General features: G+C 75.7%; 11 protein-coding genes. 7 read left to right on the top strand and 4 right to left on the bottom strand.

The window, feature by feature from the left end:
* The first annotated feature begins 12 nt into the window (after positions 1–12).
* Together KK617_RS05150 and KK617_RS05145 are read left to right on the top strand one after the other, a co-directional pair.
* Positions 13–1029 (top strand): aldo/keto reductase family protein, encoded by a 1017-nt coding sequence (locus tag KK617_RS05150; RefSeq protein WP_277498534.1) that lies wholly within the window; start codon positions 13–15, stop codon positions 1027–1029.
* A 2-nt stretch (positions 1030–1031) separates the two neighbouring features.
* Positions 1032–2036, top strand: coding sequence for a TAXI family TRAP transporter solute-binding subunit (locus KK617_RS05145; protein WP_277498533.1), 1005 nt, complete (start codon positions 1032–1034; stop codon positions 2034–2036).
* Here the strand turns inward: KK617_RS05145 and KK617_RS05140 are convergent.
* The 3 genes from KK617_RS05140 to KK617_RS05130 form a co-directional block, all read right to left on the bottom strand.
* The gene (locus tag KK617_RS05140; protein WP_277498532.1) at positions 1966–3360 is read right to left on the bottom strand and encodes a HAMP domain-containing sensor histidine kinase; all 1395 of its coding nucleotides are present in this window, start codon (positions 3358–3360) and stop codon (positions 1966–1968) included. The two genes, KK617_RS05145 and KK617_RS05140, sit on opposite strands and share 71 nt — an antisense overlap.
* Complete coding sequence (locus tag KK617_RS05135) at positions 3357–4073, bottom strand: response regulator transcription factor (protein ID WP_277498529.1); 717 nt, start codon at positions 4071–4073, stop codon at positions 3357–3359. The genes KK617_RS05140 and KK617_RS05135 overlap by 4 nt, the downstream gene beginning before the upstream one ends.
* A 99-nt stretch (positions 4074–4172) precedes the next feature.
* Entirely contained in the window at positions 4173–5543 is a 1371-nt protein-coding gene (locus KK617_RS05130; protein WP_277498528.1) for an MFS transporter, read from the bottom strand.
* Between the two features lie 330 nt (positions 5544–5873).
* Here KK617_RS05130 and leuS point away from each other — a divergent pair, with 330 nt between their 5' ends.
* The 5 genes from leuS to holA all read left to right on the top strand — a co-directional run bounded on the left by leuS (position 5874) and on the right by holA (position 13897).
* Positions 5874–8372: a leucine--tRNA ligase gene (gene leuS / locus KK617_RS05125; RefSeq protein WP_277498526.1), complete on the top strand. Its 2499-nt coding sequence runs from the start codon at positions 5874–5876 to the stop codon at positions 8370–8372.
* 10 nt (positions 8373–8382) lie between these two features.
* Entirely contained in the window at positions 8383–9300 is a 918-nt protein-coding gene (locus KK617_RS05120; protein ID WP_277498524.1) for a DegV family protein, read from the top strand.
* 96 nt (positions 9301–9396) lie between these two features.
* A complete protein-coding gene (locus tag KK617_RS05115; protein WP_277498523.1) occupies positions 9397–10374 on the top strand; it encodes a ComEA family DNA-binding protein in 978 nt (325 codons plus the stop codon).
* A gap of 3 nt (positions 10375–10377) precedes the next feature.
* Entirely contained in the window at positions 10378–12825 is a 2448-nt protein-coding gene (locus KK617_RS05110; protein ID WP_277498521.1) for a ComEC/Rec2 family competence protein, read from the top strand.
* A gap of 55 nt (positions 12826–12880) precedes the next feature.
* Positions 12881–13897: a DNA polymerase III subunit delta gene (gene holA, locus KK617_RS05105; RefSeq protein ID WP_277498519.1), complete on the top strand. Its 1017-nt coding sequence runs from the start codon at positions 12881–12883 to the stop codon at positions 13895–13897.
* Positions 13898–14008: 111 nt separating this feature from the next.
* Here holA and rpsT read toward each other — a convergent pair whose 3' ends face one another.
* Complete coding sequence (gene rpsT, locus KK617_RS05100) at positions 14009–14269, bottom strand: 30S ribosomal protein S20 (protein WP_277498517.1); 261 nt, start codon at positions 14267–14269, stop codon at positions 14009–14011.
* Positions 14270–14370: the final 101 nt, after the last annotated feature.

Here is a 14370-nt window from a genome sequence, read left to right as displayed (position 1 = left end):
AGGATGGGGTGCATGGAATTCCGTCACCTCGGCCGCTCCGGCATGCAGATCTCCGCCATCACCTACGGCAACTGGCTGACCCACGGGTCCCAGGTGGAGAACGACATCGCGACCCAGTGCGTCCACAAGGCGCTCGACCTGGGCATCACCTCCTTCGACACCGCCGACGTCTACGCCAACGGCAAGGCGGAGACGGTGCTCGGCGAGGCCCTGAAGGGCCAGCGCCGCGAGTCGCTGGAGATCTTCACGAAGGTCTACTGGCCCGTCGGGCCCGACCCCAAGGGCAAGAACGACACGGGCCTGTCGCGCAAGCACGTCATGGAGTCGATCGACGCCTCGCTGCGCCGCCTCCAGACCGACTACGTGGACCTGTACCAGGCCCACCGCTTCGACTCCTTCACGCCGCTCGAGGAGACGATGCAGGCGTTCGCCGACATCGTGCACGCGGGCAAGGCCCACTACATCGGCGTCAGCGAGTGGACGCCGGAGCAGATCCGCGCCGCCCACGACCTCGCGCAGGAGCTGCGGATCCCGCTCGTCTCCAGCCAGCCGCAGTACTCGATGCTGTGGCGCATCATCGAGGACGAGGTCGTCCCGACCTGCGCCGAGCTGGGGATCGGCCAGATCGTCTGGTCGCCCATCGCCCAGGGCGTGCTCACCGGCAAGTACGTGCCGGGCCAGCCGCTGCCCGAGGGCTCGCGCGCCACCGACGAGTCGGGCGGCGCCAACATGATCAAGCGGTTCATGAACGACGAGACCCTCACCGCGGTGCAGGAGCTCAAGCCGGTGGCCGACGACCTCGGCCTCACCATGGCGGCCCTCGCCATCGCCTGGGTGCTGCAGAACGACAACGTCTCCGCCGCCATCGTGGGCGCCTCGCGGCCCGAGCAGCTCGAGGACAACGTCAAGGCCGCGGGCGTCACCATCCCCGAGGACGCCCTGGCCCGGATCGACGAGGTGCTCGGCGGTGTCGTCACCCGTGACGCCGCGCTCGTGGCCGAGTCGACGCCGAAGCAGCGCGTCGTCTGACGGTGCCCCTGCTGCCGACCGCCCCGACGCGCCGCGGCCTCCTCCTCGCAGGAGCCGTCGGCGCCGTCGGGGCGCTCGGCGCCACCGGTGTCGCCGTCTCGCGCTCCCGCGCGCCCGGCTGGGCGGACGCGGCCGGGCGGCTACGGATCGCGACCGGCAACACCGGCGCGGTCTTCGACCGCTACGGCCGCGCGCTGGCCGCCGAGGTCGAGCGCGCGATGCCGCGGGTCACGTCGGGCGTGGTGCCCACCGGCGGCTCGTTCGGCAACCTCCGCGCCGTGCTCGACGGTGACGCGGAGGTCGCGTTCTCCCTGGGCGACAGCGCGGCCCAGGCCATCGCCGGCACCGCACCGCTGGGTCCGCCGGCGGACCTCGTCGCCCTGACCCGGCTCTACGACAGCTTCCTGCAGGTGCTGGTCCGCGCCGACGCGGACATCGCCGTGCCCGCGGACCTCGTGGGACGACGCGTCACCGCCGGCGAGGCCGACTCGGGCACCCGGGTCGTCGCCACCCGCACGCTGGAGGCCCTCGGTGTCGCACCCGACGACGTGGAGCTGGTCGACCTGGCGCTGGAGGACGGGGTGGCACGGCTCGCCTCCGGCCAGGTCGACGCCCTCGCGTTCGTCAGCGGCTTCCCGATCCCGGCGCTGGTCGAGGCCGGTCGTCGCGTCCCGCTCCGCGCCCTCGACGTCGGCGACGCGGTCGGCGACCTGGTGGGGCGCTGGGGCCCTCAGTACGTCGCGGGCCCGCTCCCGGCGGGGCCCTACGGGCTGCCGGCGCCGGTCGCGACCGTGAGCGTGAAGACGTACCTCGTGGCCCGGCCGGACCTCGCCGACGACCTGGCCCACGGGTTCACGGCCGTCGTCTTCGAGCGGCAGGCCGCCCTGGGCAGCGCCGTCCCGGACGTGCGGCAACCGACGGCCGCCGCCGGCATCTTCACCCAGCCGGTGCCGCTCCACCCGGGCTCGCTGCAGTGGTTCCGCGAACGGGACCGACGGGCAACCTGAGCCGCACCCGCAGGCCGGGGTGGGCCGCCTCGACGTCCGCGCGGCCGCCCGCGTCCTGCGCCCGCAGCAGCACGATCGCCAGGCCGAGACCGGTCCCCTCGACGTCCGCGTGCCGCTCCAGGCGGCGGAAGCGGTGCCCCAGGGCGGCGGCCTCCGCGTCGTCGACGCCGGGGCCGTGGTCGCGGACGACGAGCACCACGTGCCCGGGGTCCCGGTGGAGGTCCACCTCGACCGCCGCGTCCGCGGCGTACTTCAGCGCGTTGTCCAGCAGCGCGTCGAGCACGGTCGCGAGGAGGTCCTCCTCCAGCACCGCGGGCAGCGGTCCGTCGGGCACCCGCGCCACCAGGCGGTCGCCGAACAGGGGCGCCCACAGCTCGATCCGCTCGCGCACCTGGGCCGCGGCGTCGACGCGCACCGCGACGCGGTCGAACCCGCCCGCACGACTGACCTCGATCACCGCGTCGAGGGCGCGGGCGAGGCGGTCGGTCTCGGCCAGCACCGCCTCCACCGCCGGGTCGTCCGTTCCGATGCCCTCGAGCCGCAGCCGCAGCGCGGTGAGGGGGTTCGCCAGCTGGTGGGAGACGTCGGCGACGAGCTCGCGCTGCTGGCGCTGGGAGTGCTCGACGCTCGCCGCCATCGCGTTGAACGACTCCACGAGGCGGCGCAGCTCGGGTGGCCCCTCGATCCGGCCCGCCGGGGGAGTGCGGCCGCGGGCGAGGTCGCGGGCGCGCTCGTCGAGCTCCTCGACGGGGCGCACGACCCAGCCGACGAGCGGCACGCCGACGAGCCACGCGAGCGCCGCCACGAAGAGGGCGCCGGCGCCGGCCGCCAGGGCCATCCGGGTCGCCACGGCGCGCCGCTGGTCGTCGGTCTGCTCCACGAGCAGCACCGCGCCGAGCACCTGGGCGTCCCGCCCGATCGGCGTGGCCACGACCACGGGGTCGTCGTTCCAGGGCCACAGGGGCTCCGGGGGCGAGGTCGGGGTGCCGGCCAGCGCGTCGCGCACGGCGTCGTCCAGCCCGGCCACGTCCGCCGGGAGGGTGGTGCCGGCGGGCGCCAGGACGGAGCCGTCGGCGTCGAGGACGAAGGTGCGGGTGGTGGTCGTGACCGCGTCGTACCGCTCGAGGTCGGCCGCGAGCAGCGCCGGGTCGCTGTCGATGCCGGGCGCGCCCGCGAGGGTGGCGAAGCGGGTGGCGGCGGCGAGCCGCTCCTCGTGCAGGCGCACGGCGCGCTGCTCCGCGTAGGCCGCCACCAGCGGCACGACCAGCGCGGCGAGCACGGCGACCGTCACGCTGAGGCTCAGAGCGAGCAGACGCCGCCTCACGCGCCGTCGTCCCGCGGGGGTGCCCCGTCCCGCGGCGCCAGCCGGTAGCCGATCCCGCGGACCGTCTCGATCGGCACCGCGGGCCCGAGCTTGGCGCGCAGCGCGGCGACGTGGACGTCGAGCGTGCGCGAGGCGCCGACCCAGGTCGTGTCCCAGACCTCCTCCATGAGGGCCGCCCGGGTGACGGGGTCGCCCGGCGTGCGGGCCAGCGCCCCGAGGAGCTCCGACTCCTTGGCGGTCAGCGCCACGCGGGTGCCGTCGGGCAGCCGCACCGCGCGGGCGGCGCGGTCGTGGGCGAAGCCGAGGTCGGCGACGGGCTCCTCGCCGGCGCGCCCCCGGCTGCGACGCAGCACCGCCTCCATGCGGGCCAGCAGGACGGCCAGGCTGTAGGGCTTCGTCACGTAGTCGTCGACGCCGGCGCGCAGGGCGCCGACCACGGCCGCCTCGCTGCGGCGGGCGGTGACGGCGACGATGGGTACGCCGGAGCGCGCCCGCACCTGCTGGCAGACCCACAGCCCGTCGTGGTCGGGCAGGCCCATGTCGAGCAGCACGAGGTCGACTGCGTCGTCGGGCCCGCCGCCGAGCGCGGCGTCGAGGTGCTCGAGCGCCGAGCGACCGGTGGCGGCGTGCAGCACCCGCCAGCCCTGCGCACGCAGCGCCTGGACGAGGGCCGCGGCCAGACCGGTGTCGTCCTCGACGAGGAGGGCACGCACGGGCGCCTCCTCTCCTGCGGCTCGCCCTGACGGCGGCACAGCGTCGCACACGGCGGGTGCGCGCGGCACCCGCCGTGCGCGACGGACCGGGGGAACGGGTCACCGCCCGGCGGGGGCGGCCTCCCGCTCGGCGCCGGGCCGCGTCGACGGCCCGGCGCCGGCCTGCTCGCGGTCGAGGAACGTGGGCGCCCGGTTCTTCAGCACGAAGACGTAGACCACGAGCGAGACGCCGATCGCGACGGTGACGTAGACGCCGAACGCGTCGAGCACGTCGCGGGCCTTCGCGGCCTCGTAGATCAGCGGCGCGGTGCCGCCGAACATCGAGTTCGCCACGGCGTACCCGACGCCCACGCCGAGCGCCCGCACGTGCGCGGGGAACAGCTCGGCCTTCACCACGGCGTTGATCGAGGTGTAGCCGGTGAGGATCACGTAGGTGCCGGCCAGCAGCAGGAACGACGCGATCGGGGTGGTGACCTGCGGCAGCAGGTGCAGGAACGTCCAGGTCCACAGCACGCCGGCGACGCCGAAGCCCACGAGCAGCGGCTTGCGGCCGACGCGGTCGCTCAGCAGGCCGCCGAGCGGCTGGATGAGCATCAGCAGGACGAGCGCGGCGAGGTTGATCCAGGTGGCCGTCCTCGGGTCGTCGGCGTAGGTGCTCTTGACGATGAGCGGGCCGTTGACGCTGTAGGTGTAGAAGGCGACCGTGCCGCCGAGGGTGACGAGGAAGCACACGAGCAGCTGGCGCGGGTACGCCGTGAGCAGCTCGACCATCGAGCCCGACCTCCGGGCGACGCCGTCGTCGTGCAGCGACTCGTCCATGCTGCGGCGCAGGACGAGCACGACGACCGCGCTGACGGCGCCGATGCCGAACGCGATGCGCCAGCCGAACGCGGAGATCTGCGCGTCGGACAGGAACGTCTGCTGCACGAGGAGGGTCACCTGCGCGAGCACGTGGCCGCCGACCAGCGTGACGTACTGGAACGACGAGAAGAAGCCGCGCAGGCCCGGCGTCGCGGCCTCCGACATGTACGTCGCGGACGTGCCGTACTCGCCGCCGGTGGCGAAGCCCTGCAGCAGCCGGCAGAGGATCAGGACCACGACGGCCGCGCCGCCGATCGTCTCCGCCGTCGGGGTGAGCGCGATGACGAGCGAGGCGCCCGCCATCAGCGAGATGGAGAAGACGAGCGCCGGGCGGCGGCCGTGGCGGTCCGCGTAGCGGCCGAAGAACCACGAGCCGACCGGACGCATCAGGAACGTCACGGCGAAGATCGCCATCGTGTAGATGCCCGCGTTGGGCTCGCCCTCGGCGAAGAAGCTCGAGGAGAGGTAGCTGGCGAAGACCGTGTAGACGTAGACGTCGTACCACTCGACGAGGTTGCCGAGCGAGCCCCGCACGGTGTTCAGGACGGCGCGGCGGATCCCGGGCTGGTCCGCGGGAGCCGCGGGCGGGGCCGATGGTGCTGTGGTCATGCGTCTCACCTCTCCGGCCGGTCGATCGCCGTGGACGAGGGGCCGGTCGCCTCGCTCACGGGGGTCGACGCTAGGTGTGACCGCGGTCATAGCACGGGCTCGTCCCGGGTTGCTTTACACAGACTTTGCAGAGCGGGTCGCCGCGCCCGCCGGGCGGCGCCCGCGGCACGCCGGCACCGGCCGCAGGCGCTAGGATGCCGCTCGTGGCGACGTACCCCCTGCTCCTCCTGCCGCCGCGCTGACCCCCCGGTCGCGCGGCAACCCCTCCGTGAGCGAGGGGTTTTTTCATGTCGGCAGTCGGACGAGCAGGGACACCGAGGAGAGCGAGAGATGAGCGAGACGCACGCGGACGAGCGCGAGACCTACGACCCGGCGGCACTGCAGGCCAAGTGGCTGCCGGTGTGGGAGGCCCTCGACCCCTTCCGTGCCGACGACGCGCTGGTCGACGCGGGCGAGCGGGAGAAGCGCTACGCCCTGACCATGTTCCCCTACCCCTCGGGCGACCTGCACATGGGCCACGCCGAGGTCACGGCGCTCCACGACGTGCTGGCCCGCTACTGGTGGCAGCGGGGGTACGAGGTGCTCAACCCCATCGGCTGGGACTCGTTCGGCCTGCCGGCGGAGAACGCGGCCATCAAGCGCGACGAGCACCCCGCGACGTACACCTACGCCAACATCGAGACCCAGGCCGGCTCGTTCCGCACGTACGGCCTCAGCTTCGACTGGTCGCGGCGCCTGCACACCTCCGACCCGGAGTACTACCGCTGGACGCAGTGGCTGTTCCTGCGCTTCCGCGAGCGCGGCCTGGCCTACCGCAAGGCCAGCCCCGTCAACTGGTGCCCCAACGACCAGACCGTGCTGGCCAACGAGCAGGTCGTCGACGGCGCCTGCGAGCGCTGCGGCGCCGTCGTGACCAAGCGCGAGCTGACGCAGTGGTACTTCCGGGTCACCGAGTACGCGCAGCGCCTGCTCGACGACATGACCCAGCTGGAGGGCCGCTGGCCCGAGCGGGTGCTGACCCTGCAGCGCAACTGGATCGGACGCTCCGAGGGCGCGCACGTCGACTTCGACCTGCACCTCGCGGACGGCACGACGCGCGTCGTCACCGTCTACACGACCCGGCCCGACACGCTGTTCGGCGCGACGTTCATGGTCGTCGCGGCCGACGCGAAGCTGGCCGCCGAGGTCGTCGCCCCGGAGCAGGCGGACGCGCTCGCGGCGTACCTGGAGGAGACCCGCAAGGCCTCCGACATCGACCGGCTCGCCACCGACCGCCCCAAGACGGGCGTGCCGCTGGGCATCACCGTGACCAACCCGGTCAACGGCGAGCAGCTCGACGTCTGGGCCTCGGACTACGTGCTGGCCGACTACGGCACGGGCGCGGTCATGGGCGTGCCGGCCCACGACCAGCGCGACCTCGACTTCGCGAAGGCGATGGGCCTGCCCGTGCGCCGCGTCATCGACACCGGGGCCGACGACCCGGCGGAGACCTTCGTGGCCACCACCGGCGACGGCACCTACGTCAGCTCCGGGCCGCTCGACGGGCTGAGCGACAAGGCGGCCGGCATCCGCACCATCCTCGAGCGGCTGGAGGCCGACGGCACCGGTCGCGGTGCCGTCAACTTCCGCCTGCGCGACTGGCTGCTCAGCCGCCAGCGGTTCTGGGGCGCGCCCATCCCGATCGTGCACTGCCCCGACTGCGGCGAGGTGCCGGTGCCGGACGACCAGCTGCCGGTCGTGCTGCCCGACCTCAAGGGAGCCGACCTCAAGCCGAAGGGCTCCTCGCCGCTGGCGGCGGCCCGCGACTGGGTCGAGGTGCCCTGCCCGGCCTGCGGCGGCCCGGGCGAGCGGGACACCGACACGATGGACACGTTCGTCGACTCGTCCTGGTACTACCTGCGCTACTGCTCGCCGGGCTTCACCGACGGCGCCTTCGACCCCGCGGACCTGAAGCGCTGGGGCCCGGTGGACCAGTACGTCGGCGGCGTCGAGCACGCGGTGCTGCACCTGCTCTACAGCCGGTTCTTCACGAAGGTCCTGCACGACATGGGCCTGCTCGACTTCACCGAGCCCTTCACCTCGCTGCTCAACCAGGGCGTGGTCATCAACCAGGGCAAGAAGATGAGCAAGTCGCTCGGCAACGGCGTCAACCTGGGCGAGCAGCTCGACGAGTTCGGCGTCGACGCCGTGCGCCTGACGCTGGTCTTCGCCGGCCCGCCGGAGGACAACATCGACTGGGCCGACGTCTCGCCGTCGGGCTCGCTGAAGTTCCTGGCGCGCGCCTGGCGCCTGGCCGGCGACGTGACCTCGGAGCCGGGCACCGACCCCGCTCGGGGCGACGTCGCGCTGCGCCGCGTCACCCACCGCACGCTGCACGAGACGGAGGCGCTGCTGGAGGGCATGCGCTTCAACGTCGTCGTGGCCCGCACGATGGAGCTCGTCAACGCCACCCGCAAGGCGATCGACTCCGGCTGCGGCCCGGCCGACCCCGCCGTGCGCGAAGCCGCCGAGGCCGTGGCGGTCCTGCTGTCGCTCGTCGCGCCGTACACGGCCGAGGAGATGTGGGAGCGCCTGGGTCACGAGCCCACCGTGGCCCGCGCCGGCTGGCCCGCGGTCGACGAGGCGCTGCTCGTCGAGGAGTCGGTCACCGCGGTCGTGCAGGTGCAGGGCAAGGTCAAGGCCCGCCTGGAGGTCGCGCCCGACGTCAGCGAGGCCGACCTGGAGGCCGCGGCGCTCGCGGACCCTGCGGTCGTGGCCGCGATCGGCGACAAGTCGGTGCGCAAGGTGATCGTGCGGGCCCCGAAGCTCGTCAACCTGGTCGTCGGCTGAGGCCGTGGCGATGAGCGACGCGGAGGAGCGGAGCGGCGGGTCGACCGGTGGGCCGGCCGGTGGCCCGCGGGTCGCGGTCGTCACCGACTCCACCGCCCAGCTCGACCTGGCCACGGCGCGCGAGCTGGACGTGACCGTCGTACCGCTGCAGGTGGTGGTCGACGACGAGGTGCACGACGAGGGCGCGGAGGGCTACGACGCCGGCCGCGTCGCGGAGGCGCTGCGGGCGCGGGCGTCGGTCAGCACGTCGCGCCCCGGCCCCGCGGTGCTGGCGCAGGTCTACCGCGACCTCGCCGCGCAGGGGTACGACGCCGTGCTGTCCGTCCACCTCTCCGGCGCCGTGAGCGGCACCCACGAGTCGGCGGTGCTGGCCGGTCGTCAGGTCGACCTGCGGGTCGTCACCGTCGACACCCGCCAGGTGGGACCGGCGACGGGGTACGCCGTGGAGACCGCCGTCGCGCGCCTCCGGGCCGGCGCGAGCATCGAGCAGGCCGCCGCGGCGGCCCGCGAGCGCGCGGACGCGGCGACGTCGCTGTTCTACGTGCACACGCTGGAGTTCCTGCGCCGCGGCGGCCGGGTCGGCGCCGCCGCCGCCCTGCTCGGCGGGGTGCTGGCCGTCAAGCCGATCCTCACGATCGCCGACGGCACCGTGGCGAGCCGGGAGAAGGTGCGCACCGCCTCGAAGGCGCTGGCCCGCCTGGCGGACCTGGCGGTCGAGGCGGCCGGTGACCGCCCGGTGGACGTCGGCGTCGCCCACCTCGCGAACCCCGAGCCGGCGGGCAGCCTGGCCGAGCAACTGGCGGAGCGCCTGGCGGAGCAGCTCGAGGACCGGCCCGTGCGGTGCGGCGAGCTGAGCGCCGTGCTGGGCGTGCACGCCGGGCCGGGCACGGTCGCGGTCTGCGTGGCCCCTCGCACCGACCCCGCCTGAGCCACCGTTCGTCCCCAGGGCGCCGCACGGGCTCGCTCCTCCCCAGATCGGCGTCGCCCCGCTGCGCCAGGTCGGGCCGCTTCCTAGCGTCGCCCCATGCGCGTGCGACGACCCGAGCTCGACCCCGAGGTGCTGCGGTCCCGGCTCCAGCCGGTGGCGCTGCTCGACGACCACACCCGGATCAGCGCCGGCCGCTGGGACCGGATGGGCGCCGTGGTGGTGCCCGACGAGGAGGACCCGGAGCCCGGTGACGCCGGGCCCCCGGCGTTGCCCGTGCCCGGGCGGCACGCGGCGCGGGCGGGTGCCTCGGTGCCCGTCGTGGGCGTGCCGCGGGTCCTCGCCGTGCCCGACGGGCTGCGGGGACGGGTGGCGGTGGGTCCGGCGCAGGTGGCGGTGCTCGCCGTCGTCGCGGCCGTGGCGCTCGCCGTCCTGGCCTGGTGGGTGCTCGCCTCGCGTCCGACCGAGGTGGCCGCGCCGCGGGCCGCGACCACCGAGGTGGCCGGCACCCCGATGGCGCCGGCCGAGGGTGCCGCGGCGACAGCGCCCGCGGGCACGGCCTCCGGTGGCGCCGGCACGGCGGACCCCACCGCCCCCGGTACGACGGGCGCGGCGACGGGCGAGCTGGTGGTGCACGTCGCCGGCCGGGTCGCGCGCCCGGGGATCGTGGTGCTGCCGGTGGGTTCCCGCGTCGCCGACGCCGTCGAGGCGGCCGGAGGGGCCCCGCCCGACGTCGACCTCACCGGGGTGAACCTGGCGCGGCTCCTCGTCGACGGCGAGCAGGTGCTGGTCGGGGTGGAGGGCGTCCCCGCCCCCACCGGCGCGCAGCCGGGTGGCGGGGCAGCCGGGGGAGCCGGGGGAGCGCCCGGCGCGCCGGGCGCGGGCGGGCTGGTGAACCTCAACACCGCCGACGAGGCGGCCCTCGACACGCTGCCCGGCGTCGGGCCGGTCACCGCGCAGGCGATCGTCGAGTGGCGCGCGAGCAACGGCGGCTTCACCTCCGTCGACGAGCTCGTCGAGGTCGACGGGATCGGAGAGGCCACCTTGGCCCGCCTCGCCCCACTCGTCACGGTCTAGGGGGTGGACCCCCGCGACGGCCACGGTGTCCACGGCGGTCACGGTGCGCCGGACGGCCACGGCGGCGCGGCGCCGGCGCCGCCCGACTTGCGGGCCCCCGCGCTGGGCCTCGCCGCGTGGGTGGGGGCGTTGGTCGGCCTGCTCCTCCCCGGCGGGCGCACCGTGCTCGCCCTGGCGGCCCTCGGCCTGCTGGTCGCGCTGACGACGGCCCTGCTGGCACGACGCGGGTCCCGGCGCGGGGCCGACCGCGGGGCCGACCGCGGGGCCGCCGTCCGCACCGCCGGAGCGCTGCTCGGCGTCGCGGTGGTGGCGTGCGTCGTGGCGACCGTCCACCGGGTCGACGCCGGGACGGGCCCGGTGGCCGACCTGGCGGCCGAGCGCGCCAGCGTCCGCGGCGAGCTGGTGGTGACGGGCGACCCCCGGCTGCGCCAGGGGCGGTTCAGCGACTACGTCGTGCTGCGGGGCCGTCTGGACGAGGTGACCGGCCGGGGCCGCACCCACGCGGTGGCCGCGTCCGTGCTCGTCATCGCCCCGCCCGCGTGGGAACGGGTCGAGCTGGGCTCGCGACTCGCGGTGGCCGGTCGTCTCGCGGAGCCGGACGGCGGTGACCTCGCCGCCGTGCTGCAGGCCCGCGGCGACCCGGAGGTGCGCCGGGCGCCCGACGCGTGGTGGGACGGTGCGGCTGCCGTCCGGCGGGCCCTACGTGCCAGCGTCGCGCACCGGCCGCCGGAGCAGGCGGTGCTGGTGCCGTCGCTGGTGGTGGGCGACGACGCCGGCCTGGATCCTGCGCTGGCGGACGACTTCGCCACGACCGGTCTCACCCACCTGCTCGCGGTCTCGGGCACCAACCTGACCCTCATCGTCGGCTTCCTGCTGGTGCTCGGCCGCTGGGTGGGGGTGCGCGGCCGGGGCCAGGTGGTCGTGGCCGTGCTCGGCATCGTCGGCTTCGCGCTGCTGGCGCGCACGGAGCCGAGCGTCGTGCGGGCGGCGGCGATGGGCACGGTCGCCCTCATCGGCCTGGGGCGCAACGGCCTGCAGCGCGGCACCCGCAGCCTGGGGGTCGCCGTGGTCGCGCTCCTGCTCGTGCAGCCGTGGCTGGCGCTGACGGCGGGGTTCGCGCTGTCGGTGCTCGCCACCGCGGGCATCCTCCTCCTGGCCCCCGCGTGGCGTGACGCCCTCGCGACCTGGCTGCCGCGCTGGGTGGCCGAGGCCGTCGCCGTGCCCGCCGCCGCCCAGCTCGCCTGCACGCCGCTGGTGGCGGGCATCTCGGGCGAGGTCAGCCTCGTGGCGGTGCTCGCCAACGTGCTCGTCGCCCCCGTCGTCGGGCCCGCGACGGTGCTCGGCCTGGCCGGCGGCCTGGTGGGCCTCGTCGCCCCGCCCCTCGCCCGGGTGCCGGGCACCGTCGCGGCCTGGTGCGTCGGGTGGGTCATCGCGGTCGCGCGCGCCGGCGCCGACCTACCCGCCGCCGCGGTGCCGTGGGGCAGCTCGGCCGGCGCGGTCGTGCTGCTGGCCGCGCTCTGCGTGGCTGCGGTGCCCGTGGTCCCGCACGCCCTGCGCCGACGCCGGGTGGTCGCCGCGACCTGCGCGGTGGTCGGCCTCGTGGTGCTGGTGCGCCCGCCGACGCCGGGCTGGCCGCCCGGCGAATGGGTGGTGGTCGCCTGCGACGTCGGCCAGGGCGACGCTCTCGCGCTGCGATCGGGCCCGGCGGAGGCGGTGGTGGTCGACGCCGGCGGCGACGCCGCGGCGGTCGACGCCTGCCTCGACGACCTCGGGGTGAGGGCCGTGCCGCTCCTCGTCGTCACCCACTTCCACGACGACCACGCCGGCGGGGTCGCGGGCGTGCTCGCCGACCGTGCGGTGGGCGCGGTCGACGTCAGCCCCCTGGCGTCGCCCGCAGCGGGGGCCGACGAGGTACGCCGGCTCGCCGCCGCCCGGGGCGCCGCGGTCGCCGTACCGGCCCACGGCAGCGTGCGGACCGTCGGCGACGTGCGCCTGGAGGTGCTGTGGCCCGCGCCGGGCGCGGTGCGGACCGACGGCGGGGACGGGCCGGGGGAGGGGGAGGAGGGCGACGGGGTCAACGACGCGAGCCTCGTGCTGCTCGCGGAGGTCCGAGGGGTGCGCGTGCTGCTCACCGGGGACGTCGAGCCGCCCGCCCAACGGCGGCTGCTACGTCTGCTGGAGGCGCGCGACGGGGGTCGCGGACTCGACGTGGACGTGCTGAAGGTGCCGCACCACGGCAGCCCCCACCAGCACCTGGGGCTGCTGACGTCGGTGCGCCCGGAGGTTGCCCTGGTGAGCGTCGGCGCCGACAACACCTACGGCCACCCGGCCCCGGCGGTCCTGCACGCGCTGGAGGGCGCGGGGGCCCGCGTGCTGCGCACGGACCTGCTCGGCGACCTCGCCGTGACCCTCGACGGCGCGGGCCTCGCGACGACGTCCCGGCGGGGGTGACGGGTGCGGTGAGGACGGTTCCGGGACCGTCGGCGCGCTGTGGCAGGCTGCCGCCATGCCCCCGCGGTCCCGGTCCTCCGCCCCTGCCTCGACCTCGGCGCCCTCGGCCGCCGACGTGCTCGGGCGCATCGTGCTGGTCACGGGCAAGGAGGAGTTCCTCAACGAGCGCACGGTCGTCGCCGTGCGGGCCGCGGTGCGCGGTCACGACGCGGAGGCGGAGCTGTCGGAGTGCGCGGCCTCCGAGCTGACGATGGGCACGCTCGGCGAGCTCGCCGCGCCCTCGCTGTTCTCCACCACCCGCTGCGTCGTCGTGCGGGCGCTGGAGAACCTGCCCGACGAGTCCGTCGACGGGCTGCTGTCCTACGCGGCGTCCCCGGCCGAGGACGTGGCCATCGTGCTCGTGCACTCCGGCGGGCCGAAGGGCAGCGGCACGCTGACGAAGCTGCGCAAGCTCGCGACGGTCACCGAGGTGAAGTCGGCCGAGCTGCGCGCCCACGAGCTGCCGCGCTACGTCGCCGGCGAGGTGCGCGCCGCGGGGGGCTCCATCGACGAGCCGGCGGCCGAGGCGCTGGTGCAGGCGGTCGGCAACGACCTGCGGGCGCTCAGCGCCGCCGCCGGCCAGCTCGTCAGCGACTTCGCGGGCCAGCGCATCGACGCGGAGAAGGTGGGCCGCTACTTCGGCGGCCGGGCCGAGGCCACCTCGTTCGCGGTGGCCGACCACGCGTACGGCGGGCGCCGCGCCAAGGCGCTGGAGGAGCTGCGCTGGGCGATGGACACGGGCACCGCGCCGGTGCTCGTCACGTCGGCGTTCGCGGCCGGCGCGCGCGGGCTGGCCCGCTTCCGCTCCGCGCCCCGCGGCCTGCGCGAGGCGGACCTCGCGCGCGAGGTCGGCGTGCCGCCGTGGAAGCTGCGCACGCTGCGCGAGCAGGCCCGCGGCTGGGACGACGAGGCGCTGCGCGCCGCGATCCGCGCCGTGGCCTCGGCCGACGCCGACGTGAAGGGCGCCGGGGGCGACGCGTCGTACACGCTCGAGCGGCTCGTGCTCACCGTCGCCGACCTGCGTGGTCGCTAGGTTCGCCGGGGCGTCCGGGCCGGGCACGCCGAAGGGCGCCGACCCCCGGAGGGGTCGACGCCCTGTGCGTACGACGACGTCGAGCGGCGCGGTGCGCCGGCTCGCAGCAGGTCAGAGGGAGGCGGAGCGCTTCGCGATGGCCGACTTGCGGTTCGCGGCCTGGTTGGCGTGGATGACGCCCTTGGACGCGGCCTTGTCGAGCTTGCGGGCGGCGTCGCGGCCCAGCTGGACGGCCTGGTCCTTGTCGCCGGCGTCGGCCGCCTCGCGGAACTTGCGGACCGCGGTCTTCAGGGCGGACTTGACCGACTTGTTGCGCTCGTGGCGCAGCTCGTTCTGTCGGTTACGCTTGATCTGGGACTTGATGTTGGCCACTGTGCGCCTCTGCCTTCGGTGCTCGTCGTCGGGTGCGTCGTACGGGGGCGGCCGGCGCTCACCCCCTGAGGGCAGGAGCAGCCAGACACGCGAGGGGAGAA

Origin of the sequence: Nocardioides sp. ChNu-99, assembly GCF_029493445.1 — a bacterium.
In the GTDB taxonomy this organism is placed as follows: Bacteria; Actinomycetota; Actinomycetes; order Propionibacteriales; family Nocardioidaceae; genus Nocardioides.
This window is presented reverse-complemented; position numbering and strand designations above follow the sequence as displayed.

What these genes read in the sequence shown, in the direction of transcription:
- KK617_RS05150 (WP_277498534.1), top strand. Translation starts at nt 13, where the DNA reads ATGGAATTCCGTCACCTCGGCCGCTCCGGCATGCAGATCTCCGCCATC.
- KK617_RS05130 (WP_277498528.1), bottom strand. Translation starts at nt 5,543, where the DNA reads ATGACCACAGCACCATCGGCCCCGCCCGCGGCTCCCGCGGACCAGCCC.
- leuS (WP_277498526.1), top strand. Translation starts at nt 5,874, where the DNA reads ATGAGCGAGACGCACGCGGACGAGCGCGAGACCTACGACCCGGCGGCA.
- KK617_RS05120 (WP_277498524.1), top strand. Translation starts at nt 8,383, where the DNA reads ATGAGCGACGCGGAGGAGCGGAGCGGCGGGTCGACCGGTGGGCCGGCC.
- KK617_RS05115 (WP_277498523.1), top strand. Translation starts at nt 9,397, where the DNA reads ATGCGCGTGCGACGACCCGAGCTCGACCCCGAGGTGCTGCGGTCCCGG.
- holA (WP_277498519.1), top strand. Translation starts at nt 12,881, where the DNA reads ATGCCCCCGCGGTCCCGGTCCTCCGCCCCTGCCTCGACCTCGGCGCCC.